The sequence below is a fragment of the Streptomyces sp. NBC_00012 genome, from assembly GCF_045040875.1.
GTDB lineage: Bacteria > Actinomycetota > Actinomycetes > Streptomycetales > Streptomycetaceae > Streptomyces.
In genome coordinates this window covers 8,183,585-8,207,632 of sequence record NZ_CP108309.1, presented here as the reverse complement: position 1 = coordinate 8,207,632, position 24,048 = coordinate 8,183,585, and the positions used below count along the sequence as shown (strand labels likewise).

Annotated in this window: 24 protein-coding genes and 2 pseudogenes; 11 read left to right on the top strand and 15 right to left on the bottom strand. The window is 71.0% G+C overall.

What is annotated here, in order from left to right; genetic code table 11:
* Nucleotides 1–47 precede the first annotated feature (47 nt).
* A complete protein-coding gene (locus tag OHA19_RS36950) occupies nucleotides 48–1,445 on the top strand; it encodes an IS1380 family transposase (RefSeq protein WP_405753060.1) in 1,398 nt (465 codons plus the stop codon).
* 160 nt (nucleotides 1,446–1,605) lie between these two features.
* On the opposite strand, the gene amaP is transcribed toward OHA19_RS36950, so the two are convergent.
* From amaP to OHA19_RS36925, 5 genes are all read right to left on the bottom strand, one after another.
* Entirely contained in the window at nucleotides 1,606–2,202 is a 597-nt protein-coding gene (gene amaP / locus OHA19_RS36945) for an alkaline shock response membrane anchor protein AmaP (RefSeq protein ID WP_405753058.1), read from the bottom strand.
* Between the two features lie 8 nt (nucleotides 2,203–2,210).
* A complete protein-coding gene (locus OHA19_RS36940; protein ID WP_405753056.1) occupies nucleotides 2,211–2,888 on the bottom strand; it encodes a DUF6286 domain-containing protein in 678 nt (225 codons plus the stop codon).
* Complete coding sequence (locus OHA19_RS36935) at nucleotides 2,885–3,169, bottom strand: hypothetical protein (RefSeq protein WP_405708896.1); 285 nt, start codon at nucleotides 3,167–3,169, stop codon at nucleotides 2,885–2,887. Before OHA19_RS36935 ends, OHA19_RS36940 begins: the two co-directional genes overlap by 4 nt.
* Before the next feature lie 173 nt (nucleotides 3,170–3,342).
* The gene (locus OHA19_RS36930) at nucleotides 3,343–3,564 is read right to left on the bottom strand and encodes a hypothetical protein (protein ID WP_259930015.1); all 222 of its coding nucleotides are present in this window, start codon (nucleotides 3,562–3,564) and stop codon (nucleotides 3,343–3,345) included.
* 38 nt (nucleotides 3,565–3,602) lie between these two features.
* Entirely contained in the window at nucleotides 3,603–4,031 is a 429-nt protein-coding gene (locus tag OHA19_RS36925; RefSeq protein ID WP_266735721.1) for an Asp23/Gls24 family envelope stress response protein, read from the bottom strand.
* A gap of 1,046 nt (nucleotides 4,032–5,077) precedes the next feature.
* Between OHA19_RS36925 and OHA19_RS36920 the strand changes: the two genes are divergently transcribed.
* The 7 genes and pseudogenes from OHA19_RS36920 to OHA19_RS36890 all read left to right on the top strand — a co-directional run bounded on the left by OHA19_RS36920 (nucleotide 5,078) and on the right by OHA19_RS36890 (nucleotide 10,312).
* Nucleotides 5,078–5,566 carry a transposase gene (locus OHA19_RS36920; RefSeq protein ID WP_405753371.1) on the top strand — a complete coding sequence of 163 codons (489 nt, stop codon included), beginning with the start codon at nucleotides 5,078–5,080 and terminating at the stop codon, nucleotides 5,564–5,566.
* A gap of 54 nt (nucleotides 5,567–5,620) precedes the next feature.
* The gene (locus tag OHA19_RS36915) at nucleotides 5,621–5,995 is read left to right on the top strand and encodes a transposase domain-containing protein (RefSeq protein ID WP_405720615.1); all 375 of its coding nucleotides are present in this window, start codon (nucleotides 5,621–5,623) and stop codon (nucleotides 5,993–5,995) included.
* Nucleotides 5,968–6,810, top strand: a complete 843-nt coding sequence (locus tag OHA19_RS36910) for an IS4 family transposase (RefSeq protein WP_405753053.1) — start codon at nucleotides 5,968–5,970, stop codon at nucleotides 6,808–6,810. Before OHA19_RS36915 ends, OHA19_RS36910 begins: the two co-directional genes overlap by 28 nt.
* Before the next feature lie 191 nt (nucleotides 6,811–7,001).
* Nucleotides 7,002–7,388 (top strand): annotated as a pseudogene (locus OHA19_RS36905) (hypothetical protein); the annotation flags it as partial.
* 863 nt (nucleotides 7,389–8,251) lie between these two features.
* The gene (gene dhaK / locus OHA19_RS36900; protein WP_405708909.1) at nucleotides 8,252–9,244 is read left to right on the top strand and encodes a dihydroxyacetone kinase subunit DhaK; all 993 of its coding nucleotides are present in this window, start codon (nucleotides 8,252–8,254) and stop codon (nucleotides 9,242–9,244) included.
* A gap of 46 nt (nucleotides 9,245–9,290) precedes the next feature.
* Nucleotides 9,291–9,905: a dihydroxyacetone kinase subunit DhaL gene (dhaL, locus tag OHA19_RS36895; protein ID WP_405753051.1), complete on the top strand. Its 615-nt coding sequence runs from the start codon at nucleotides 9,291–9,293 to the stop codon at nucleotides 9,903–9,905.
* Complete coding sequence (locus OHA19_RS36890) at nucleotides 9,902–10,312, top strand: PTS-dependent dihydroxyacetone kinase phosphotransferase subunit DhaM (protein WP_405708915.1); 411 nt, start codon at nucleotides 9,902–9,904, stop codon at nucleotides 10,310–10,312. Before dhaL ends, OHA19_RS36890 begins: the two co-directional genes overlap by 4 nt.
* Nucleotides 10,313–10,380: 68 nt before the next feature.
* Here OHA19_RS36890 and OHA19_RS36885 read toward each other — a convergent pair whose 3' ends face one another.
* The gene (locus OHA19_RS36885; protein WP_405753369.1) at nucleotides 10,381–13,836 is read right to left on the bottom strand and encodes a phosphodiester glycosidase family protein; all 3,456 of its coding nucleotides are present in this window, start codon (nucleotides 13,834–13,836) and stop codon (nucleotides 10,381–10,383) included.
* A 286-nt stretch (nucleotides 13,837–14,122) separates the two neighbouring features.
* Between OHA19_RS36885 and OHA19_RS36880 the strand changes: the two genes are divergently transcribed.
* Nucleotides 14,123–14,665 (top strand): NUDIX domain-containing protein, encoded by a 543-nt coding sequence (locus OHA19_RS36880; RefSeq protein WP_405753049.1) that lies wholly within the window; start codon nucleotides 14,123–14,125, stop codon nucleotides 14,663–14,665.
* Between the two features lie 185 nt (nucleotides 14,666–14,850).
* On the opposite strand, the gene OHA19_RS36875 is transcribed toward OHA19_RS36880, so the two are convergent.
* Nucleotides 14,851–15,795 carry a M56 family metallopeptidase gene (locus OHA19_RS36875; RefSeq protein ID WP_405753046.1) on the bottom strand — a complete coding sequence of 315 codons (945 nt, stop codon included), beginning with the start codon at nucleotides 15,793–15,795 and terminating at the stop codon, nucleotides 14,851–14,853.
* Between the two features lie 58 nt (nucleotides 15,796–15,853).
* Nucleotides 15,854–16,186, bottom strand: coding sequence for a BlaI/MecI/CopY family transcriptional regulator (locus OHA19_RS36870; protein WP_405721195.1), 333 nt, complete (start codon nucleotides 16,184–16,186; stop codon nucleotides 15,854–15,856).
* A 255-nt stretch (nucleotides 16,187–16,441) separates the two neighbouring features.
* Here OHA19_RS36870 and OHA19_RS36865 point away from each other — a divergent pair, with 255 nt between their 5' ends.
* Together OHA19_RS36865 and OHA19_RS36860 are read left to right on the top strand one after the other, a co-directional pair.
* The gene (locus tag OHA19_RS36865; protein WP_405753043.1) at nucleotides 16,442–17,110 is read left to right on the top strand and encodes a DedA family protein; all 669 of its coding nucleotides are present in this window, start codon (nucleotides 16,442–16,444) and stop codon (nucleotides 17,108–17,110) included.
* Nucleotides 17,110–17,703 (top strand): phosphatase PAP2 family protein, encoded by a 594-nt coding sequence (locus OHA19_RS36860; RefSeq protein WP_405753041.1) that lies wholly within the window; start codon nucleotides 17,110–17,112, stop codon nucleotides 17,701–17,703. Before OHA19_RS36865 ends, OHA19_RS36860 begins: the two co-directional genes overlap by 1 nt.
* Before the next feature lie 25 nt (nucleotides 17,704–17,728).
* Here the strand turns inward: OHA19_RS36860 and OHA19_RS36855 are convergent, their stop codons facing one another.
* From OHA19_RS36855 to OHA19_RS36825, 7 genes and pseudogenes are all read right to left on the bottom strand, one after another.
* Nucleotides 17,729–18,052, bottom strand: coding sequence for a DUF6191 domain-containing protein (locus OHA19_RS36855; RefSeq protein ID WP_405753038.1), 324 nt, complete (start codon nucleotides 18,050–18,052; stop codon nucleotides 17,729–17,731).
* A gap of 132 nt (nucleotides 18,053–18,184) precedes the next feature.
* Complete coding sequence (locus OHA19_RS36850) at nucleotides 18,185–19,225, bottom strand: NAD(P)-dependent alcohol dehydrogenase (protein WP_405753035.1); 1,041 nt, start codon at nucleotides 19,223–19,225, stop codon at nucleotides 18,185–18,187.
* 56 nt (nucleotides 19,226–19,281) lie between these two features.
* The gene (locus tag OHA19_RS36845; RefSeq protein ID WP_405708934.1) at nucleotides 19,282–20,055 is read right to left on the bottom strand and encodes an SDR family NAD(P)-dependent oxidoreductase; all 774 of its coding nucleotides are present in this window, start codon (nucleotides 20,053–20,055) and stop codon (nucleotides 19,282–19,284) included.
* 42 nt (nucleotides 20,056–20,097) lie between these two features.
* Nucleotides 20,098–20,724, bottom strand: a pseudogene (locus tag OHA19_RS36840) (TetR family transcriptional regulator); the annotation flags it as partial.
* A gap of 82 nt (nucleotides 20,725–20,806) precedes the next feature.
* Nucleotides 20,807–22,024, bottom strand: a complete 1,218-nt coding sequence (locus OHA19_RS36835) for a PP2C family protein-serine/threonine phosphatase (RefSeq protein WP_405708939.1) — start codon at nucleotides 22,022–22,024, stop codon at nucleotides 20,807–20,809.
* A 195-nt stretch (nucleotides 22,025–22,219) separates the two neighbouring features.
* Nucleotides 22,220–22,990 (bottom strand): GNAT family N-acetyltransferase, encoded by a 771-nt coding sequence (locus OHA19_RS36830; RefSeq protein WP_405708942.1) that lies wholly within the window; start codon nucleotides 22,988–22,990, stop codon nucleotides 22,220–22,222.
* The gene (locus OHA19_RS36825; RefSeq protein WP_405708945.1) at nucleotides 22,987–23,907 is read right to left on the bottom strand and encodes an NADP-dependent oxidoreductase; all 921 of its coding nucleotides are present in this window, start codon (nucleotides 23,905–23,907) and stop codon (nucleotides 22,987–22,989) included. The genes OHA19_RS36830 and OHA19_RS36825 overlap by 4 nt, the downstream gene beginning before the upstream one ends.
* Between the last annotated feature and the right edge of the window lie 141 nt (nucleotides 23,908–24,048).

Here is a 24,048-nt window from a genome sequence, read left to right as displayed (position 1 = left end):
GAGTTCTCTAGGCTTCTACTCAACCAGTTCGGAGGTGCATCTCCGGGATGCATTCTTCCACGCCGCCACGTGCGGTGTCCGCTGTGTTCGATGACCCGAACCTGGTTGCGCATGCCGGGCTGGTTCCGGTGATGCGGCTGGCCGAACGGTGTGGGCTGTCGGACCTGGTGACGCAGAAGGTGAAGCTGACCGGGACGACGAACGGCGCGGGGGCTGCGGCGGACTCCAAGATCAGCAGCATCGTGGCCGGCATGGCGGCGGGCGCGGACAGTATCGACGACCTCCGCGTGCTGCGGCACGGGGCGATGCCGACGCTGTTCGGCGGTATTCGCGCCCCGTCCACGCTGGGCACCTTCCTTCGCGCGTTCACCCACGGTCACGCCCTCCAACTCCATGCTGTGCACCGCAGATTCCTGGCCGCGCTGGCCGCACGCACTCCACTGCTGCCCGGCTCTGGAGAGAAGGCGTTCATCTATGTCGATTCCACCCACAAACGCGTCTACGGCCGGACCAAGCAGGGCGCCGAGTACGGCCGGTTCAAGGGCATCCGCACCCTGCACCCCCTCCTCGCCACGGTCTGCACCCCGCACGCACGGCCGGTCATCGCCGGGGTGCGGATGCGACGTGGCAAAGCAGCAGACTCCCGAGGCGCCCCGAAATTCGTGAGCGAGGCCCTGGCCACCGCCGTCGAGGCCGGCTGCACCGGCCTGCGCATCCTGCGGGCCGACTCGCAGTTCTACAACGCCGGGGTGATCGCCGCCTGCCACCGGGCCGGAGCCCACTTCTCGCTCACCACCGGCATGAACCCCTCCATCAAACGAGCCGTCCTCGGCATTCCCGACGAGGCCTGGCAGCAGATCAGTTACCCGACCGCGGTGCCCGACCCCGAGACCGGTGAACTCATCTCGGACGCCGAAGTTGCCGGGATACCCGAATGCACCGCGTTCGCGAGCCGAAAGGAAGCGGAGCGGGTCACCGCGCGGCTGATCGTGCGTCGGGTCCGTGACCTGGCCAAACCCGCCGTCGTGGGCGAGCAGGGCGAGTTGTTTCCCGTCTGGCGCTACCACCCCTTCTTCACCGATCAGCCTGCCGCAATGCTGCGGGCCGAGCGGGAACACCGGCACCATGCGGTGGTCGAGCAGGTCATCGCGGACAGCAAGGCCGGTGCCCTGGCCCATCTGCCGTCCGGGCACTTCCACGCCAACGCTGCCTGGCTGACCCTGTGGGCGATGACCTACAACCTGCTGCGGGCCGCAGGTTCCCTGGCCTCCGCGTTCCACACCAAGGCCACCACCGCCACCCTCCGGGCCCATCTGGTCCAGGTCCCGGCCCGGATCGCGCGATCCGCACGACGCATCACCCTGCATCTGCCACACAACTGGCCCTGGGAGCAAGCCTGGGCACACCTCTTCGACACCGTCCACGACCCACCCGCATCGGCCTGATCCCCCTGACCACCCCGCCCGCCAGGGCCCGACCGGAACCGAACCCGTGGAAAAGCTGGGCAGACCAGCAGATACCACCTGCCCATCCACGACCACCGACCGAAACCAGCTCACAAAACGATCAAGAGATCATCTTCAGAGCACGTCGGTGGATCGAGGCTTAGGCGACGCGGCGGGAGCGGTGGCGGACTTCCCGGAGCCGGACCTCCGACGGTAGGCGGTCCAGGCCTGCCGAGTCCCGTGCGTTTACGAGCGTTTCCCCGCTCAGTTGCTCCAGAGTCCGCACTGGTTCTGCATGAGGCTCGAGCAACAGCCGTACTCGTGCGGCCGGAGCAGCACGCCGACCCGTCAGCCGCACATGAACCTGCGAGATCCCATCCAGCACCTTCGCCTCTTCCTCGATTGCGTCCTCCAGCGCACGGCCATTGAGTCGGGCCGCCACATCACCTTCGCTCTCGATGAGGACCTGGCCCGGCCGATGTCTGTGCAACTGCGCCAGAAGCCACCAAAGCAGCAGCGCGAGAAGCACGACGAGCACCGCAATGACAGCCGGCCACCACCAGTCCTCCTCCCGCCACCGGGCGCGTCCCCAGGTGCCCAGCACGACATCCTCCGGGCCTCGGAAGGGCCACCAGCCCGGCATGTCGAACCCCCAGTGGCGCTGCAGATCCAGCCCACCGAGCAGCACGCCGCCGCCCAGGGCGAACAGTCCAAGGCCGAGCAGTCCCAGCAACACCCGGTTCACTGCCTTGAGCATGGGACACCTCACCCCTTCTTCGGGCGCCGGACGCGCACGTCCAGGGTGGGCTTCCGGGCGAGACCCAAGTTCGACACGGCTTCGCTCAGCACGGCGTCCAGATCCGCGTGGACCTCGTTGAGATCGCGGAAATGTGCCTGTGCCCGCGCTCTGACTTTCCGGCGGCCAACATCGACCCGTGCCGATTGCACACCGGACACCCGTACGGCCCGGTCGCGCAGATTCAGCGCGGCTGCGTGGCGGTCGAGCCCGGCGTGGACCTCCACTGTTCTGGCAACTCCGGTGGGCTGCCGCATGGGTAGCACTCTGCGCAGTCCCGGCGTCACCGCCAGCAGGAAAAGCAACAGGCCAAGGGCCATCGCCACCGCGGCCCCGACGATCATCCAGATGTCATCCAGCGGTCGTGTGGCCAGTTCCTCGGCGAGTCGCCGTCGCCAGCTCATCCCGGGCTGGTCTGCCCGCACCGAGACCACGTCGTACAGGAGCAGCCCCATGCCTGCGACGGACAGCAGCGCCACAATGGCTGCGGGAATCCGTCGCGCTGACCAGAAGCGGCGCGCCGACCGGCGCGATTCGTGGACCGCTGCTGTCGCGCCCCCAGTGGGGGTACCTGCGGATGATGCCTGTCCCGTACCGGAGGGAATGTCGCCATCGCCGGTCGGCTGCCGCCTGGTGTTCGCGCTCATCTCACTCTCTCCCGGTCTCTATGCCGCGAGTGCACCGAGTGCAGCCTCTCGACCGACACCGTGAGTTCGGAGACGTCCATGCCGGCCCATGTCCTGAGCTGCTCGATGACCTCGCGGCGCACCGCAGCGCACTGAGCACCGATGTCGGACGGATAGCCCAGCTCCACGGCGATACGCATCCGTACTTCGCCGAGCATGTCCGGACGGCCATGGGTGGTATCGCCGACTCGTCCTGCGGCGTGCTCGTTCCGCTCCGGTGCCCGTCGCACAGACGTCGTCACGCGTGGTGTCCGGCGGCCGGGCGGTACACGGCGGGCCGAATCGGTGAACCGGCTCAGCGCCTCGCGGGCCACGTGGGAAGCGATCTTCGCGACGGCATGGTCGGAGACGGTGGTCGCACCCCGCTCTCTGCGAGGAACGCCCGGAGGACGATCGACGTCACTGGTCACTACCGTCAGTCCCCCTGGGCCTGTCGCCGGCTATCGCGTACCCGCTGGTGGTCGTCATGGCGGCGGCGGATGAAGTCACCCGGCTCGAGATCGCCTTCCATCAAGCGCCCGGCGACAAGTCCGACGGCGCCCAGTACCAGCACCAGCAGGAAGGCCCAGAAGCCACCGAAGTACCCGGCGAAGCCCAGTGCCATTCCGGCAATCAAGCCGACCACAGCCTTGCTCATCACGCGCTCCTTCGCTCAAGCGGGCTGCTCCCCCTTGGCTACTGGACCCGCTGCTGCTCCCCTTCGTCCTCCTCGTCGGGCAGCTTCACATCGCTGACCGCGATGTTGACTTCCACGACTTCCAGGCCCGCCATCCGCTCCACTGCGGAGATCACGTTCTCGCGCACGTCACTGGCCACGTCCGTGATCGAGACGCCGTAGTCGACGACGATCTCCAGATCGATGGCCGCCTGCAACTCTCCCACCTCGACACTGACCCCGCGCGTGACGGACTTACCGCTACCTGCGCCGGGCATCCGCTCCCGCATGGATCCCATCGAGCGTGCGAATCCACTACCCAGGGCATGGACGCCGAGCACATCGCGAGCCGCCATTCCGGCGATCTTCTCTACCACCACGTCGGCAATGGTCGTCCGACCGCGAGAGCCGGGCGCACTGCCGTGCTTTCCGCCGGTGTTCTCAGTCATCGGGCTATTCCTCCCTGAAGGAGATCACCTAGCACTCTCTAACCGGATTATATTCGTTTTAGTGGGATCTATCAGGGTTTGAGTCATGAGACGGAGGGTTCAACGAGTGGTACGAAGTGCCCCTGCCCAGAGCATCTGCGGGATCGTTGCGCACTGCGGGAGGAAGAGGACCGCGGCCATGGAAGAGGGCGAGAGTCCGGTGAAAACTGAGGCATGGATGCAGGCAGTACGGCGCCAGCTCGACCTGGGTCGGCTGCTCCCTCTCGGAGGGCCTGACGACGGGACGTGGATCACCGAGCAAGCAGCCGTCCGGGCCCTCGGGCGCACGGCCGCCGAGATTCCCGGCGTTTGGCTGGAAAGCCTGCGCATCGGACCGGCATCGCTCGGGCCCGTGTCCGAGCCGTCCGTCCGTCCGCCGGCCAGCGCGCTACCCCCTGGCCCGCTCAGGATCGAGGCCGCATTCACCGCATTCATGGGGCAGCCACTGCCCCGCACCGCGGAGCAGTTGAGGAGCGCATTGCTCAACGTGGCCGCTGAAAGACTCGGCTTGGCCACTGAGTCAGTCGATCTGCGCGTCACGGATCTCCACGAGGGCCCGGAGAGAGGCGTCAGGCCACAGACCGCAGAGAACGCCATGGGGCCCCAGCCAGAGGCTGCAGCCGCGCGAAGCTCGCTTCCAATGACCGGAACGGGACCCATGCAGGGCCCCTTCGGGGAGCTGGCCAATGTCGCAGCGGCTGTTCCGGGCGTGGCCCGCCTCACCGCAGTGCTGGGAAGTCGCCCGGTCAAAGTGGAGCAACATGACCAACCACCAGGCCGGCACATCGAGGTCCAGCTTGCGGTCGCTCCCGGGTACCATCCGCTGGCGGTAGCCCGCGCCGTCCGGGCGGCGGTAGCCGACGCAGCCACCAGTGACACCTCGGGCCCGGTAACCGCCGCCGTCCTCATCGCAGAGACCGCGGCCTAACCTCGCCGTTTCACTTGGGTACGGCGAGACCAAGCTTGGCGTTTATCGTCCGCGGTCGAACGTAGCGTCCGCGCCCGTCCTGGTCGTCGTCGATGCCGGCTATGACGTGACCCGTCTGACTTTCCTGCTCGCGGACCCGCCCGTGGAGCTGCTGGGCCGGATGCGTTCGGACCGCGTCCTGTACTTCCCGCCCCCGCCGCAGCCGGCGGGCAAACGCGGGCGCAAGCCCAAGCGCGGGGCGGAGTTCGCGTTCGAGGTTGCGGCCACTCAGCCGATCCCGTCGGTCACCACGGTGACCGACACCACCCACTACTGGAAGGCCGTCGCCACTGCCTGGGATCGACTGCACCCACTACTGGTCCGGCGCTCGGCCTGGCCAACCACCCCGAAGGAGACCTGCCGGTCATCGAAGGCACCGTCATCCGTCTTCAGGTCGACTACCTCCGTGGAGACCGCAACCCCAGGCCGGTCTGGCTGTGGTGGTCGGCCACCGCCGCGACTGCTGGGAATGTGGACCGGCTCTGGCAGGCATTCCTGCGCAGATTCGACCTTGACCCAATACCGTTAGTTTAAGGTGCCCTTGATGTAGGTGTGATGGTTTGTCAGGTGCGAGGAGAGTTTGGTGCCGGGGGCTCGCGATGTCGTGAGTGTGGGGCTGTTGGCGCGGGTGTATCCGGCGGCGGAGATCGAGCGGGCGATCGCGGCATGCGGGCGGTCCGAGCAGCGGTCCAGACTGCTGCCGGCCCGGCTGGTGTTGTACTTCGTGCTCGGGCTGGCACTGTTCTCCCCGGACCCGTATCTGGAGGTCATGCGCAAGATGACCTTCGGGCTTCGTCAGGTCGGTCTGATGGGGGCCTGGCGGGAGCCGGCCAAGTCCTCGATTTTCCTGGCTCGTCGGCGCCTGGGCTGGGAGCCGTTTCGGGAGTTGTTCGCCGGCTCTGTGGTGCCGCTGGCCGAGCCGTCGGACACGTGGGCGTTCTGGCGGGTCTGCGGCTGATGGCGGTGGACGGCACCTGCGTTGACATCGCCGATACCCCGGCCAATGACGAGGCGTTCGGCCGGCACGGCGGACGGCCCAAGCCTGGGAAGCGGCCCTACAAGCGGGCCGCGTTCCCGCAGGCCCGGATCGTGGGGCTGGTGGAGTGCGGCACTCATGTCATCGTGGACGCTGCGATCACGGAGTACAGCACGCACGAGACCACCGCGGCCAAGGATCTGGCCCGCTCCATGCGTCCGGGGATGCTGGTCCTGGCCGACCGCGGCTATCCGGGAGTTGGCCTGTGGCGGGTCTGGTCGGCCTCGGGCGCCCAGTTGCTGATGCGACTGGCGACCAAACGCCACAGTCTGGCCCCCGACCAACTCCTGCCGGACGGGTCATGGCTGACCACCCTCTACGGGTACACCGACCGCCGGCACGAGCACGGCATCCAGGTACGCGCCCTGCGCTACCAACTCGAGCCGGACGGCGAGGAGTACACCCTCCTGACCACGCTGACCGATCACGAGCGGTATCCCGGCAACGAGCTCGCCGCTCTCTACACCGAACGTTGGGAGATCGAGACGACGTTCAAGGAACTCAAGGCACAGCAGATCGGAGCCGGAGAGGTCCTGGCCAGCAAGACACCCGACGGCGTGCACCAGCAGCTCTGGGGCCACCTGCTCGTGCACTACGCACTGCGCGTCCACATGCTCGAGGCCGCCCGGGCCAACAGCGAGAACATCGACCCCGACCGCCTGTCGTTCATGACCTGCCTGCGCGTCGCCCGCCGCATCACGATGATGCCGCCGGCGGCCTTTCCCCCCTCGGCCTGACCACGCCTGGACCCTCGCCCTGGACGAACTCCTGGCCAACCTCACCCCGCCGAGACGTCCCCGGTCCAACCCGCGAACGGTCAAACGCATCATCTCGCGCTACCGAATCAAGAAACCCGGGGACCACGGCACCCGAGCCCCCTTCCGAACCCCTCAACTCATCCCACCACCCACTTAAACTAACGGTATTGGACCTTGACTACACCTTCAGGATGTTCAAGCAGACGTTGGGGTAGACCGCTCCGAAACTCCGCGAACCGGCCGCCGCCGACCGTTGGACCTGGCTCGTCATTGCAGCCCACACCCAACTCCGCCTTGCCCGGCCCCTCGCAGAAGACCTCCGCAATCCCTGGGAGCGGCCCGCCCGCCAAGGGCGCCTCACACCCGCGCGCGTCCGTCGAGGATTTCGCCGCCTCCACGGGAAAACGCCTCAGCCGGCCAGCGCACCGAAACCCAGCACCGCAGGCCCCGGCCGGCCAATTGGGATGAAGAACAAGCACCGCGCACGCGAGCACCCCGTCGGGAAACAGGACAAACCAAAGCTCGCGGCAGCCACCACAAACAGCAGAGCTGCATAAACGCCAAGCTAAGGGGTCGTAACGCGATCTCGTTGAGGTGCCCTGGTTGAGCCTCGCCCCGTGCCGAACCGGGGCTCTCCCTCGAGGAGGTCTTGCTCTTCGCATACAACGACCTTTTACCTACGACTTCAACAAGGATCGATCGGCCATTCCGGTGCATTACCACCATCTCACCCTGACATTCGGAGTGATGTAAGCAGATCAGCGGCACTCAGTGCCACCATTGGGCCTGATGGGGTTCCTGCACGTCGCCGCTCGGATCAGCCGGGGCGGCCGCCGCCTCCACCTTCGGATATCGACGACCCGGCTGAGCTCACGGTCGCATTCCACCGTCTGGCCACGCTGCCCCGCCCCGCCAGCTGACTCGCTGCCCCCGCCCACCTCGCCTCAGGGACCTTGGAGAACCCGACCCCGCGTCGGGCCCTCACCGCGCCCACCGGCCGACGCAGCCTCAACTGAAACGCTGAGGTCAGCCATGGATGGACGGCAGTCTGCAGGAAGTGGCCTCCCCCGGTCCGAGCAGTACCGGCCCGGCATCCTCGGGGGATGAACGGGCGGACCAGCGACCTCCCTGGCACACGGTCATGACAGAAGCGGGATCACCTGCATCCGACCGATGGCGCACTGGCGCGCGCCCGCACCCTCGCGTCGATAATTACGCCATGATGCACATTCGCAAAGGTCGCCACCCGCTAACCCCACTTGACGCTCCATCAGGAAACTCAGCAAAGAGTCAGCATCAATACCGCGCGGAACCGCTTCGAGACGCCATGAACCGCCAAGATCAATAATCCGCCCCACCCATCCTGACCTGTGAAAACCGTGCTCAACAACTTGCCTGCTAAGCTCACCAGGAGGTACCCGTGAGGATGCTGATCAACGTCCCCGAAACCGTTGTCGCGGACGCACTGCGCGGTATGGCCGCCGCCCACCCCGAGCTGACCGTGGATGTGGAGAACCGCGTCGTCGTACGGCGTGACGCGCCCGTGGCCGGGAAGGTGGCGCTCGTCTCCGGCGGTGGTTCCGGGCACGAGCCGTTGCACGCGGGGTTCGTCGGGCCCGGGATGCTCTCCGCGGCCTGCCCCGGAGAGGTCTTCACCTCGCCCGTGCCCGACCAGATGGTGCGGGCCGCCGCCGCGGTCGACAGCGGAGCCGGGGTGCTTTTCGTCGTCAAGAACTACACGGGTGACGTGCTGAACTTCGAGATGGCCGCGGAGCTCGCCGAGGACGAGGGCGTGCGGGTCGCCCAGGTACTGGTCAATGACGACGTGGCCGTGACCGACAGTCTTTTCACGGCGGGGCGGCGGGGCACGGGCGCCACCCTGTTCGTCGAGAAGATCGCCGGGGCGGCGGCCGACGAGGGCGCGCCGCTGGAGCGGGTGGAGGCTGTCGCCCGGCAGGTGAACGAGGTGTCGCGGAGTTTCGGGGTGGCTCTCGGCGCCGTCACCACACCGGCCAAGGGCTCCCCCACGTTCGATCTGCCGCCCGGTGAGCTGGAGCTGGGGATCGGTATTCACGGCGAGCCGGGGCGGGAGCGCCGGCCCATGATGACCTCGCGGGAGATCGCGGACTTCGCGGTGCACGCGGTGCTGGACGACCTGCGGCCGACCGGTCCGGTGATCGTGCTGGTCAACGGCATGGGCGCGACGCCGCTGCTGGAGCTGTACGGATTCAACGCCGAGGTCCAGCGGGTGCTGTCCGAGCGGGGCGTCGTCGCGGCTCGTACGCTCGTGGGGAACTATGTGACCTCGCTCGACATGGCGGGCTGTTCGGTGACGGTCTGCCAGGTGGACGAGGAGCTGCTGCGGCTCTGGGACGCGCCGGTGGACACTCCGGCGCTTCGCTGGGGCCGCTGATCCACCCGTACCGCACCCCGTCATGCCGGAGCGACAAGGAGATCATGTGCTCGACGCCGACTTCTTCCACCGTTGGATGACCGCGGCCGCGGCTGAGGTGAGCCGTGAGGCGGACCACCTCACCGACCTCGACTCCGCGATCGGGGACGCCGATCACGGCAGCAACATGCAGCGCGGGTTCGCGGCGGTGACCGCGGTCCTCGACAAGGAGCCGCCGCAGACTCCGGGGGCCGTACTGATGCTGGCCGGAAGGCAGCTGATCTCGACGGTCGGCGGTGCGTCGGGCCCGTTGTACGGGACGCTACTGCGACGTACGGGAAAGGCGCTGGGCGATGCTCCCGCCGTGACACCGCAGGAGTTGGCGGAGGCGTTCGGGGTGGGCGTCGCGGCAGTGGCGCAGCTCGGTGGGGCGCAGGCGGGGGACAAGACGATGCTCGATGCGCTGCTGCCTGCCGCCGAGGCGCTCGGCACCTCGTTCGGGGCGGCCCGGGAGGCGGCCGAGGCCGGGGCGCTGGCGACGGTGCCGATGCAGGCCCGCAAGGGCAGGGCGAGTTACCTGGGTGAGCGCAGCATCGGCCATCAGGATCCGGGGGCGACGTCCTCGGCCCTGCTGATCGCCGCCCTGGCCAATACCGGGGCGGCGGACGGGAGCGCGGCATGAGCGACGGGAATCAGGTCGGGATCGTGCTGGTCTCGCACAGCGGCCCGGTGGCCGAGTCCGTGGCCGAGCTGGCCCGGGGGCTCGCGGCAGGCGGCGCCACGGCGCCGGTGGCCGCCGCCGGCGGCACCCCCGCGGGTGGCCTCGGGACGAGTGCGGAACTGATCGCCGAGGCCGCCAGGTCGGTGGACTCCGGCGCGGGCGTCGCGCTGCTGGTGGATCTGGGCAGCGCGGTGCTCACGGTCAAGTCCATGCTGGCCGAGGGTGACGAACTGCCGGACGGCTCGCGGCTGGTGGACGCGCCGTTCGTGGAGGGTGCCGTGGCTGCCGTGGTCACCGCGTCGGCCGGTGGCGACATCGCGGCGGTGGAGGCCGCGGCGTCGGAGGCGTACGAGTACCGCAAGCTGTAACCGGGCGGGGCCGCCCGCACCCGTGTCGGGGTGCGGGCGGCCCCGTTGCCGGTCCGGCTCCCGGTCCGTCAGGCAGCCGACGCGGCCCCGGCTGCGCCGATCCTGATCCGTACCTGCTGTGTCGTGCCGTTGACCGTCACGGCGAGGGTGATCGTGCCCGGCCGGAGCGCGGTGAGGGTGCCGGTGGACGGGTCGAGGACCGCCGTGTGGCGGTGGCGGACACCGCTGCGGTCGCCGATGTGCACGTTCGGCGAGCCGGTCCAGTCCGCGGCCAGCGGGAAGCCGACCGGGACGCTCCGGGTCCCCTGGGTGACCGTCGCGGTGACCTTCGTACGGCCTCCGGTGGCGAGCACCGGCGGCGCGTCGATCCTCAGCGCGTCCACATGGGCGCGGGTCTGCACAGAAATCCAGTCGGGCCCGCCCTGCCACGGCCGTTGCCGGGCCGCGGCCTGGGCTCCCTGGCCGATGCGGTCGGCGCCGACCAGCGACCAGCCGGTGAAGCCGCCGTCATCCGCGGGCCCGGCCGGTGCCTTGCCGGAGTTGCCGTTGACCAGGTACGGCACTCCGTCGACATGCGAGGCGTGGAAGACCCCGACGTGACTGCCGATGAGTGCCACGCCCTTGCCCGTCGTACGACGGAAGCCGGCGAGCCACTGCTCGACCAGTGCGGCCTCCTTGCGGTCCCCGAGCTGGCTGCCCTTCTGCACGGTCGGATCGCGCGGCGGCACATGCTCGATGACCATCAGCGAATCGACGGTCCGGTCCTTGGCCGCCGCGTCCAGCTGCGCGCGGAGCTGCTTGATCTGTTCGAAGCCGCCGCCGCGCAGGCTGAGGCTGGAGGTGTCGAGGGTGATGACGCGGGTGCCCTTGTGGTCGAACGTCCGCTGGGCGGGCCCGAATTCGGCGGTGAAATTGTCGATCCTGCCGCCCATCACCTCATGGTTGCCCGGTACGTAGTACCAGGGAAGCGAGTCGCCGAGTTCCTCGGTGAGGACGCGGCGGGCGAAGGCCAGGTCCGCGGGCGATCCCTCGTCGACGAGGTCCCCGTTGATGACCAGGAAGTCCGGGGCCGCCGCCTTGATCTCGCGCAGGGTGCGCCGGGCCTGGGCAACGATCGCGCTGTCCGGGTCGCGGGCGACGAACTGGGCGTCGGACATCACCGCGAACCGCCAGTCCCGGCGCTCGGTCACGGCCGCCGGGTCGATCAGCGGGTCGGCGGCAGCGGACTGTTCGGGCAGGTCGACGGTGGGCGGTACCTGGGCGGTGAGGTCGTCGATCACGATCTCGCCCGTGTACTGCTTGGCCGCCGCGGTCTCCGCGAGGTAGAAGCGGGACACGGAGAGCGGCATGGCGGCTCCCGGTGGCACGTCGAAGGTGACCTGCCGCCAGCCGTTCCAGGTGATGTACGGTCCGCGCAGCAACTGGTCTGAGCCGGCGGCATCCTTGAGGTGCAGGGTCGGCCAGGCGCCATGGCCGTCGCCCTTGATCCACAGCTTGAACGACTGGGGCTGGCCGGGCACGGTGACCGGTTGGGGCGGGGTGGCGTAGGCGGCGCGGGTGGCGGTGGACCGGGTGAAGTCGTAGGTGAGCTTCAGTGCGGTGCCGGTGTGGCCGTCGGGTGCGGCCGCCAGAGATCCGTCCGCCCGGGCCTGGCTGAACTTCCAGGACCCGGCGTCGTCGAAGGAGGAGACGGCCTGCTCGGTGAGGCCGACGCTGACGGCGAGCACGGTGGTGGTGCCCGCGACGGTCGCCTTGATCTGCCCCGCGCCGGAGCCGGTGCGCGAGGCGACGGTGAAGGAACCCCGCCCGTCGTCGCGGATGTCGAAAAGGGTGTGGTCGTAGTCGAGCGTGATGTCGCGCGGTTCGACGGGGGCGCTGGTGCCGTGGGCGTCGAGCCCGGCGATGCCGAACGTGCCGGTCGCCCCGGCGTCGGCGAGGCCCACTCGCTCGGTGGTGGGCCGGATCCGGGCCAGCTCGTCGAGGACGGTCACCGAGGTGGTGCCGTGCGCCGGTCCGCGTTCGGCCCGTACGTCGGTGGTGCCGCTGCGGCGTGCGGTGAAGAGCCCGTTGCCGTCGACCGTGCCGACCGATCCGTGTGCGGTGCGCCAGCGCGGAGCGCCCTGCGCGGGGCCGTACGTCTCGTCGTACCCGGTCGCCGTGAGGCGTCGGGTGAGTCCGGGGAAGACCCGGTCGGGGTGGCCGCCCTTGACGGGGTCGACGCCCGGAGCGGCGCCGGCGGGTGTGCGGGGCTGGACCCAGTAACCCTTGAGCCGTCCGCTGCCGTCCGGGGCGGTGAGGGCGAGGCCGTTGGGGACGGTGCGTTCGCTGCCGTCGGACGGGCTGTTCTCCACCCGGAGCGCGTCGCTGCCGGGTTCTCGGGCGACGAGGGTCGACGATCCGCCGCCGTCCAGGTTGAGGGCGCTGTACGAGCCGGCGCGCTTCATCATCAGGGCGAGTTCGGTGAGGGTGACGCCGCCGCTGTCGGCCTGCCGTCCGTCGACGGTGAGGATCTGCATGGTCCGGCCGTCCTCGGAGAAACCGACGGCGGTGCGGGGCGCGGCGGTGTTGTTGCCCTCACCGTCGTGGTTCTGCGCGACTCCGTCGACGACGAGGAGTTCCCGGCCGCCGACGGCGGTGCGCGGCACGGCCCCGCTGTCGGTGCGTGCCCGGTAGGTCAGGGACACCGGGTCACCGGGCTTCAGGGCGGTGAGTGCGACGGCGCCGGCTTCACGGCCGACCAGGACGGTGGTGCCTTCGGCGACGGCCCCCGAGCCGGGTGCGGGCGAGACGGAGACGACCCTGCCGTCCCGTACGACCGCTTCGGCGACCGGGCTCGCGCTGTCCACGGTCAGTGCGCGGTCGGCGGTTCCCCATGCGGAGGTGTACGCGCCGACCTGGCCGGCCGGCACGTTGGCCGCGTTGTACGCGGCGAGCGGCCGCTGCCCGGCGGGCAGGGTGAGCGTGCCCTCGAAGTACAGGTTCAAGATGCGGCCCGCGCTGTCGGGGCCGATACCGACGGCCCGGTTGATCCCGGGGGCGGGCGACTGGACGGTGGCCCCGTCCTTGATGCCGATCCCTTCGGGCGCGCCGGTCTGGTTGATGTCGAAGAAGTCGGCGTTGATCGCGGCGACGGTGCGGCGGCCGCGTCCCGCGTCGTGTCCGGCGGCGAGTTCGGAGACGACATGCCGTTCGGAGACCTTGCCGGAGGAGAGGTAGTCGGCGCGTACGCCGCCGTTCGCGAGGTCGACGGCGAGGTTGTCGACCCGCAGCCACTTGTCGGACTCGAGCCGGTCGTACGAGCTGAGGCGGACCCCCGGGGCGATCGGGCGGGAGGTGTGTGCGGTCTCGATTCCGTCGCCGTCCGCGACCGAGCGGGGCGCCCCTGTCGGGTTGCTCGCGGGTGGCGGGGCGACGGGTCTGAGGATCTCGGCGGGGGTGCGGGGTCGTGGGTCGGGGTTCGAATCGGCGAGTGCGGGAGAGATCGCGCCGACGGTCAGGGCGGACACCGTCGCGAGCAGCACCAGCGGGCGCGCGAGAGTCCCGTGCCCACGCGCCGCCCTCCCGCGCGGTCCGGTTGTCCTGCCGACTATGCCAGGGCCCACAAGTCCTCCTAGATTGCCGATGGTTGCGCGGCCCGGTCCGGGCGCAGGCGCTGTCGGCGGACAGCATGGCCGGGTACGCAGGGGCGCACCAGGGGGCATCGGGAACCTCGCGGCGAACAGGACGCGTCGGCTCGATGACGGCAGTGATCAGGGCGAAAAGGGGTGTCATGGGCGGCACTCCGCCCCGGTCCGGCGCAGACTTGACGGCATGCCATCCCAGAAACGCGCCAGGCACAGTGCGGGTCTTCTCCTGTTCCGCCGGACGGACGGGGCCGTGCGCGGTGCGGCCGCGGAGGACGGCGCCGGTTTCGAGGTACTCGTCGGGCACATGGGCGGCCCGTTCTGGGCGGGTCGCGACAGCGCCGCGTGGTCGGTCCCCAAGGGTGAGTACGGCCCCGACGAGGAGCCGGAGGCCGCCGCCCGGCGTGAGTTCGAGGAGGAGTTCGGGCATCCGGCGCCGGACGGTGAGTGGGTGGCGCTGGGCGAGGCACGTCAGTCGGGCGGCAAGACCGTGACGGTGTGGGCGCTGGAGGCGGATCTCGATGCCGCGACGGCCGTCCCCGGAACATTCACCATGGAGTGGCCGAGGGGGTCGGGCGTGCGGCGGGCGTTCCCGGAGGTCGACCGGTTCGCCTGGTGCACGCCCCGGGAGGCGGCGGTACGGCTGGTCACGGGACAGCGGGTCTTCCTCGACCGGCTGCGGGAACACCTGACGGGCGGGCGGGTGACGCCCGATCAGGACGGGCGCTGAGCCGGACGTTCACCGGGCCTGGCGGGCGTACGTCTTCGTACCTGGCCGTCGGTCAACGGGCCTGGCGGTTGGTTCCCGGGTCGGGCGGTCGGTCACCGGGCCTGGTGGCCCGTTCCCAGTTCCCGGAGCGGGCGGTCGGTTCCCCGGAGCGCGCGGAAGACATCGATCGCGCCGTGTCGGGAGCGTCAGTGGTGCGCGCCCTCGCCCTGCGCCACCTCGATGCTGTTGTGCAGATCGGTCGTCGCGTCGAGCGCGGCGACTCCGGAGGCGACCAGGCAGGCCAGCAGCGCCGCGGCCGCGGCGCGGCCGACGCGGGGACGTACGGCGTTCCGGCCGAGCAGTGCGGCAACGCGGCGCGGTACGGGCCCGGCCGCTGCGGCGAGCGCCAACCCTGGGCGGGGCTGCGGGGCGCCTTCGGCGGCGCGTGCGGCGAGGGCGGCCCGGCCGATGGCCCGGGCGGCGACCCGCCGGTCGCCGACGGCGGAGGCGGCCGCCTCGTCGGCGCAGCGTTCCAGGGCGTAGCCCATGGGGGCCCGCAGGGAACGCAGCGCCGGGTGGCAGAGCGCGGCAGCCTCGATCGCGCCGATGAAGAGGTGGTGACGGCCCACGAGATGGGCGCGTTCGTGCGCCAGCAGGGCATCGCGTTCGGCGGGGTCGAGGGCGCGCAGCATTCCCGTGGTGACGACGATCCGGCCGGGAGTGCCGGGGCGGCCGGGCAGCGCGTAAGCGTCGGGCCGGCTGTCGCGCAGGACGGCCAGCTCGCCGTCGGCGCGTCCGCCGAGCCGTCCGGCGCGGCGCAGCTCCGCCCAGTGGCGGCGGGCGGCGCGGGCGACTGCGGCGGTACAGCCCACGAGGAGAACAAGTGCGGCGGCGGCCAGCGGCACGGTGGCGGCCGGGACGGCGTCGGAGAGCGGTCTGACCAGCTCACCCAGGGCGGAGACCATGGAGAACCGGGTGGCACCGGGCACCACGAGCAGAACCAGGGCGAGAACGCTGCACAGGGCGAGGCCGACGCCCGTCGCGGCGAGCAGTCGTACGGCGCGCACCGGCGAGAGTGCGTCCGCCAGTCGGCGGGCCGCGGGCACCGCCAGCAACGGCATCAGCAGCGGCACCCACACTGCGTAGATCATGGGGCCTCCCCGCTCGCGGCACAGATCATGAGGCTTCCTCGCTCGCGATGACAGATCATCATGAGGTTTCCCCATCGAGCAGGTCCCGGAGCAGTTGCTCGTCCTCGTCGGTCAGCTGTGAGACGAAGCGGGCCAGGACGGTGCTGCGGTCCTCCTGCTTCCGCAGTTCGCTGTGCATGCGGCGAGCGGTCAGTCCGGGCTCGTCCTCGGTGGGCGTGTAGGCGAATCCGCGCCCGGCCCGGGTGCGGTCGACCGCGCCCTTCTCGTACAGGCGCGACAGGATCGTGGTGACAGTGGTGCGGGCGAGTTCCGCGCCGATCGCGCCCTGGACCTGGCCGGGGGTGAGCGGTTTTCCGGCGGCCCACAGCGCCGCCAGGATCGTGGACTCCAGCTCGCCCGCGGGCCGCCGTTCCGCGGTGGCGGAGTACGGCGACGGGTGGTGCGGCGGCGCTTGCGGTACCGGTCCCGATGCCGTCTCGCCGGGCGCGCGGGGGCCGGGTTCGCCGCTCGATATCCCCTTCACCTGCGACATGGGAACTCTCCTCCCCCTTCGGGCGTCTACAGTGATGTAGACCGTCTACAGCACTGTAGTCAGTCCGGGCGCTCCACCGGGCCGCCCGCTCACCATTATGGGAGACCTTCCACCGTGTCCGTATTCTCACTGGCGTCCGCGCCCCAGGCGGTGAACCTGCTGGACGCGGGGTCGCTGCTCGGAGCGTTCGGTGCGCTCGGCATCGCCGTCGTGCTCTTCGCCGAGACGGGACTGCTCGTCGGCTTCTTCCTGCCCGGCGATTCCCTGTTGTTCACGGCGGGCCTGCTCTGCGTGTCCGGCGCGCATGGTCCGGTGCGGCTGTCGTTGCCCCAGGTCCTGATCGCCGCGGTGGCCGGCGCGCTGCTGGGCGCCCAGGCGGGTTACTGGATCGGCGGACGGGGCGGCCGGGCCCTGCTCTCCCGCAGCGGTTCCAAGCGGCTGCACGAGGGCGCCGCCCGCGCCGAGGAGCTGCTCGGCAGGTACGGCCACGCCCGGGCGATCGTGCTGGCCCGCTTCGTTCCTGTCGTGCGTACGGTACTCAATCCGCTGGCCGGGGCACTCGGCGTCCCGGCCCGGGTGTTCACGCTGTGGCAGGCCGTCGGCGGGGTGGTCTGGACCGTCGGGCTGGTCCTGGCGGGGTACGCACTGGGGTCCTCGGTGCCGAACGTCGACCGCTACCTGCTGCCGATCGTCGCCCTCGTGGTCGTGGTCTCCCTCGTCCCGCTCGCCGCCGAACTGCTCCGCTCCCGGGGCCGGCGCACCGCCGAAGGGGAGAACAGCTGATGCCCATCGCCACCTCGACCGACGGTGGTCTGTACACCTGGATCACCGAGCTGGCCCAGCGCTCCCCCGCCGCCGTGGACTCCGTCATCCGGATCTGGTCCGACTACGGGCTCGTCCTGTTCGCCCTGCTGATGCTCGCGTCCTGGTGGCGCTCCCGCTCCACCGATCCCGCCCGCACCGCCATGGCGCTCTGCGCCCCACTCGTCGTGGTGGCCGCGTATCTCGCCAACGACCTGGTGAAGTCGGTCTTCCACGAGCAGCGGCCGTGCCAGACCCTCCATGTCGTGACGGTGGAGGCGTGCCCGGCCCTCGGTGACTGGTCCTTCCCCAGCAACCACGCCGCCGTCGCGGCGGCCGCGGCGACGGCGATCTGGCTGGCCGACCGCAGACTCGCGGCGATCGCGGTGCCCGCAGCCGTGCTGATGGCCGCGTCCCGGGTGTGGATCGGTGTGCACTACCCGCACGATGTGCTGATCGGGCTGGTGACCGGCGCTCTCGTCGCCTGGCTGCTGACGACGGCGGCACGGCGCTTCGCCCCGGCGGTGGTCCGGCTGCGCGGCACCGCGCTGCGCCCCTTGGTGGCGACGCGGTGAGCCGGGACGCTCCGGTGCGGCGCCGCTACCGGGTGGCGCCGCCGGGCAGGCGGATGACGGCGCGGCCGCTGTCGAGGTCGACGGTGGAGCGGTGGGGCGGGGCGCCGTCCTCCTCGTCGTCGCGCATCAGCAGAGCGCTCCGGCGCTCCTTGAGCTCGCTCTGCTTGCCGGGCGAGAAGCTCGCGTGCAGCTGCTCGAACCCTGTCGCCGACACCTGCCCCTGCCGCGCGCCGTTGCGCCACGGCAGCAGGCCGGCCCGGCCCGCGCGCAGCATCAGCTGATCGAGGAAGGCGAGCGCGGTCAGCCCGATCACGAGTCCGGGCAGGGTCATCAGCGCGACGAATTCCATCCGCCGAGTCTCCCCCGCAGCCGGCGCGCCGCGCATCGGTCGCGGGTATGACGATGCGGGCCGTCGCACAGTACGGCCCGCATCGCTGTGAGCGGGGAGGAGTTCCCGGCCGGTCAGCCGTCGGGAAGCCGCTCAGCCGTTGGGGAGGATGACCGCGCGGCCGTTGATCTTGCCGTGGTGCAGCCGCTCGTACGCCAACGGCGCCTCGTCCAGGGAGTACGTCTCCACGTGGACCTCGACCGCTCCGGCGTGGGCGAGGTCGAGCACCTCGGCGAGCTCGGAGCGCGATCCCCAGTACGGGGAGGTCACCGTCGTGTTGTACGGCAGCGAACCGAAGCCGACCGGCAGCGCACCGCCGCCGAGACCCACGATCGTGACGTCGGAGTCGATGGCGGCCGCGGCCCCGGCGGTGGCGACGGTGGGCGGCGCGCCCACGAAGTCGAGGATGACCTGTGCGCCGATCCCGCCGGTGAGCTCGCGGACCTTCGCCGCGGCGTCCTTGTCGGACAGCACGGTCTCGTGCGCACCGACGGCGCGGGCGAGGGCGAGCTTGTCCTCGGTGACGTCGAGGGCGATCACCCTGGCGGCCGTCATGGCGCGCAGCAGCTGGATCGCGACATGGCCCAGGCCGCCGGTGCCGATGACCACGGCGGTGGCACCCGGTACCAGCTTGGGCAGCGAGCGCTTGATCGCGTGGTAAGGGGTCAGGCCGGCGTCGGTGAGCGGCACGGCCTGGACCGGGTCGAGGCCGCCGAGGGGCACCAGGTGGCGCGGGTCGTCGACGATCATGTACTCGGCCATGGCGCCGGGCGCGCCGAGTCCGGGCGGGGCGATGCCGAGCTCCTTGGCGCGCAGGCAGTAGTTCTCCTTGCCCTCGGCGCACTTGACGCAGGTGCCACAGCCCCAGGGGCCGTAGACCGCGACGGACTCGCCGACCGTGAGCCCGCTCACTCCGTCACCGAGAGCGGCGACGGTGCCCACGCCCTCGTGGCCGAGGGTGAGCGGCAGCGGGAAGGGGATCTGGTGTGCGGGCCAGCTCATCACGGCGATGTCGGAGTGGCAGACACCCGCGGCGGTGACCTTCAGCATGACCTGGCCGGGGCCGGGCTCGGGGTCGGGCACGGTGACGACCTCGGGTGCCGCGCCCACGGTGCGGTACTGAACGGCCTTCATGGAATTCTCCTCACGTTCTCTGCTCCATTGGTCACCCCCGTTCCCCCGTCCGCCACTCAGGAGGCGGAGTAGCCGCCGTCCACGAGGTGGTAGCTGCCGTGGATGAAGGAAGCGCGGTCGGAGAGCAGGAAGGCGGCGAGTTCGGCCACTTCCTCCGCCTTGCCGAGGCGTCCGGCCGGGTGCAGCGAGATCAGGTGGTCACGGGCCACGCTGTCGGTGTTGCGCAGCAGCGGCGTGTCGATGAAGCCGGGGCCGACGGCGTTGACCCGGACGTTCCGGGCCGCGTATTCGAGGGCCGCCGTCTTGGTGAGGCCGACGACGCCGTGCTTGGCGGCCACGTAGGCGGGCGATCCGGCGAAGCCGTTGGTGCCGAGGATCGACGACATGTTCACGACGGCGCCGCCGCCGGCCGCGACGATGGCGGGAAGCTCGTAGCGCATCGAGTAGAAGACACCGCTGAGATTGGTGGCGACGACCCGGTTCCAGTCGTCGATCCCGTACTCACCGGTGGGGTTGCTGGGGCCGCCGATGCCCGCGTTGTTGACCGCGAGGTGCAGGGCGCCGAAGGTGTCGACGGCGAACCGGACGCCCGCCTCGACGGAGGCGGGGTCGGTCACGTCCATGGCGACCGCGGCGGCCTTGGCACCGGCGCTCTCCAGTCCGGCGACCGCCTCGCGGGCACTGGCCTCGTCGTAGTCGGCGACGACGACGGACGCGCCGCCCGCTGCAAGCCGGTGGGCCAGGGCCAGTCCGATGCCGGAGGCTCCGCCGGTGATGAGGGCGGTCTTGCCGGCGAACTCCTGGTCGGCGGGTGTGGGGGTGGTGCTCATGATTCCGTGCTTCCTTCCGTGGTGCTGTGCGGTGCCTGCCCGGCGGGGGGGCTGCGCGAGCAGCTCCCCGGCGAGGGCGTCGAATGCCTGCCCGATCAGCCGGGGCAGGTCGTCCGGTTGCCCGGCGCGTACCCAGGCGGCCTGGCCCGCGAGGAGTGCCCCGGCGCCCGCGGCGACCGTGACGGCGGGGCGGATGTCCCGTCGCGGGTCGACCCCGAGCCGGTTCGCGACGATGGCGACCGAGTCCTCCTGGGCGTCCACCCGGATGTGGTGGAACGCCGCGTAGAGGGTCGGTTCCTGTTCGGCGAGGACCAGCAGGTCGAAGATCCGCTCGCGCCGGTGCCAGGCCTGCGCTCCGGGGTCTTCGAGCCAGTCCTGGACGGCCCGGCGGTAGGCCGTGAGCGGGGGCTCGTCGGCGGGGCGGGCCCGCAGGGCGTCGTTGATCCGGTCGCCGTCGCCCCGGAGCGAGTCCAGGACCGCGGCTTCCTTGCTCGTGAAGTACCGGCTGAAGGTGCGCCGGTCGACGTCCGCGCGTTCCGCGATCTCCTCGACCGTCACATTCCTCAGACCCCGGTCGAGCACGAGCTCGAACGCGGCCTGCGCCAGTGCGTCCCGGGTTCTGCGGGCCTTACGGCTCCGCCGCTCCGGGGGCTTCCGTTCCGGATTCATAGGTGCACCGTACACCTGAAAATGTCCCGACGCGACATAAGTCTCGTCGGGACATTCGATCGAGGTGGTCCGTCCCGGCCGGTTACCGTCCGCTGAACGCGACGGCCGCCCGGCGGGCGCCGTGGTCCGCCGCCCCGGTCCGGTACGGGGTGCCGGCCGGGGCCCGGCGCAGTGCGAGTACGGCGATGTCGTCGCGCCGTACTCCGCCGGAGAACGTCTCCAGGTCCGCGTGGAGCGCCTCCAGGAGCTCGACCTGCCCCAGCTCCGCCCAGCGGCCCAGCCGGGTGTCCAGCGGGTAGAAGACGCCGGACGGGTCACGGGCCTCGGTCACCCCGTCGGTGCAGAGCAGGAGCGTGGCGTCGGCCGGGAAGTCCAGCAGTTCCGCGCCCCGCGCCTCGGGGTTGAGCTCCGCCATGCCCAGCGGGACGGAGGTGCGGCGCAGCGGGAGCGCGCGGACCACTCCCCGGTGCAGCAGCCGGGGCGACAGGTGGCCGCAGTTGACGGCCTGGACCTGGCTGCCCCCGTCGAAGCCGAGCACCAGGGCGGTGACGAAGCGTTCGATCTCGCCGGTCTGGGCGGCGAACGTGTTGTGCCGGGCGACCGCGTCCTCCAGGGCGTCGACCACCCCGGTCAGGTCGGGCTCCCGAATGGCCGCTTCCCGGAACGCTCCGAGCACGGCGAAGCCCACCCCGATCGCGGCGAGTCCCTTGCCCTGGACGTCCCCGATGATCACCCGGGTTCCGTAGGGCGATTCGACGACCTCGTAGATGTCGCCGCCGACCAGGCGGTCCTCCTCGATCGGGGTGTAGATGCCGTGGGCGAGGACCTGGTCGGTCAGGATCGGCAGTGGGCGCAGGATCTGACGCTGTAGCGCTCCGGCGGCGGAGCGCAGCCGGGCGATCTGGGTGGCGTGGCGGATCCGCAGCACGCAGGCGCCCACCCCCAGGAAACAGGCCAGCACGGTGAAGGCGACGCTGGTGGCGGTGTCCCAGAAGGTTCCGCCGTCCACCAGGCGTGAGCAGGCGACGACGACCGTGATCCAGCTGGCCACGCCGATGGTCTGCCGGACCGTTCCGAAGACGGAGACCAGGGCGGGGATGACCACCAGCAGGGGGATGAGGTGCAGGTCCTCCCCGGTCCGGAAATCCAGGAGGCCGACCAGTGCGGTCAGGAGTGCCAGCCCACCGAACAGCGCCGGGTTCCCGACCCGCTGCCTGCCCACGGCGGCCTCCCCCGGGTCCGTGGTGCCCGGAAGCGTCACTCCACGCATCACCCGTCGGCTCTGAAGCCCGATGGTCACGGCTGACCACTCCCATCCTCGGCCGACCCGGTGCCGACGTCCGGTTCCAGTCCACCCGGTTACCGGGCGGCGGATCACGAGGCTTACGGCCCGACGAGCACGGCCGAAGGTCCCCCGTGCGAAGCGGACGGGGACCTTCGGCCCGGATGTTCCGGGACGAAGGTCCCCACGGGGAACCGGGGCACGGCGCCCGGGTCAGCGCACGGCGGCCCGGCGGTCGCGGTCGCTGCGGACACCTGCCGGATCCGGCAGGCGCGCCGGCAGCGGCCGCGGTGCGAGCGCCGAGAGGAAGGACGTACGGCGGCGGAGCACGAATCCCAGGGATTCGTAGAGCCGGACGGCGTTGGTGTTGGAGGCGGCAGCGTGCAGGAACGGCGTCTCACCGCGCTGCCTGATCTCGTGGGCGACGGCGCGCACCAGCCCGGTGCCGAGCCCCTGGCCGCGTACGGACTCGTCCGTGCAGACGGCGCTGATCTCGGACCAGCCCGGAAGGTGCAGCCGTTCACCGGCCATCGCGACGAGCACACCGTCGCGCCGCACCCCGAGGTATGTGCCGAGTTCGACGGTACGGGGCAGGAACGGCCCCGGCCGGGTGCGCTCGACCAGTTCGAGCATGTCGGCCACATCGGCGGGTCCGAGCCGTACGGCCCCGGGGAAGGGCGCTGCCTCGACCCCGGCATCGACGAGCTGGACGCCCTCGGCCCGGAAGACGGTCTCCCAGTCGTCCGGCGGGGGCTCGCGGAAGGCAGTGATGGTGACGGCGCCGCCGGGTCCGACGAGCGCCGCCGCGTCGTCCCAGTCCCGGGCCCTCGGGGTGTCCGGGACCGCGACCCACGGGGCCACGTCCGGCCGGTACCGCAGGATGCGGCCACGGCGCTCGGCGAAATGGGCGTGCGGGCCGGTCAGTGCGGCGTGGACCGGGCTGTCCAGCGGGTGCACCCCACCGGCGCCGTCGGGCGCGCTCACGCGACCACCTCGATCACGATCTTGCCGAGGGTGTGGCCGCTCTCCACGGCGCGCAGCGCGTCTCCCGCCCCGGCGAGCGGGAAGGCCCGGTTCACATGGGGTCGCAGGGCGCCATTGACGACGAGGTGCGCCACCTCGTCGAGGACCGCCGCGGTGCGGGCCCGCTCGACGGCCGCACCGCCGAGCTCCACGGCCAGCGGCTTGCCCCCGGCACTGATCAGCGCGGCCGGATTTCCGAGCAGTGCGGCCGCGGCCCTCAGGGTGTCGCCGCCGACCAGGTCGAAGACCGCGTCCACGCCGTCGGGGGCCGCTGCCCGCACCCGGTCGGCGAGTCCGGGGCCGGATTCGACGTGCACCGCGCCGAGCGACTCGACGAAGTCCTTCTTGGCCGCGCCGGCGACACCGATGACCTGGATGCCCGCGTGCCGGGCGAGTTGCACCGCCGCGGCTCCCACCCCGCCCCCGGCGCCGGTGACCAGCAGGGTCGAGCCGGGCACGAGGCCGAGCTGGCGCACGCCGTCGTACGCGGTGGCCGCCGCGACCGGCAGTACCGCCGCGTCGGTGAACGACAGCCCGGCCGGCTTGTGCGCGGTCACGGCGACGGGCAACAGCGTGTACTCGGCGTACCCGCCGGTCACCGGGTTGCCGAAGACCTCGTCCCCGATCGCGAACCCTTCGACGTCCGGGCCGATGCCCTCGACGACCCCGGCGGCCTCACTGCCGAAAACGGTGGGGAAGGGCTGCAACTCACTGCCGGGCCTGATGTACCCCGTGCGCAGCTTCCAGTCGACCGGATTGACCCCGGCGGCCCGGACCGCGACAAGCAGCTCACCCGGTCCGGGCACCGGCACGTCCTGCTCGACGAGGGCCTCCACCTCCGGTCCGCCGTGGCGGGTGAACACGTACGCCTTGGGCATGAGCTCCCTCTCTCCTGCTGCACGGCACCGGCGGTCGGACGGTCGCCGGTCTCACAGCAGCAGGAAGGCGCTCGTCCGGGCACGTATTCCCCGGGCGACAGGGCGTTCATCGGACCGCAACGATCCGAATCATTCGGGGCC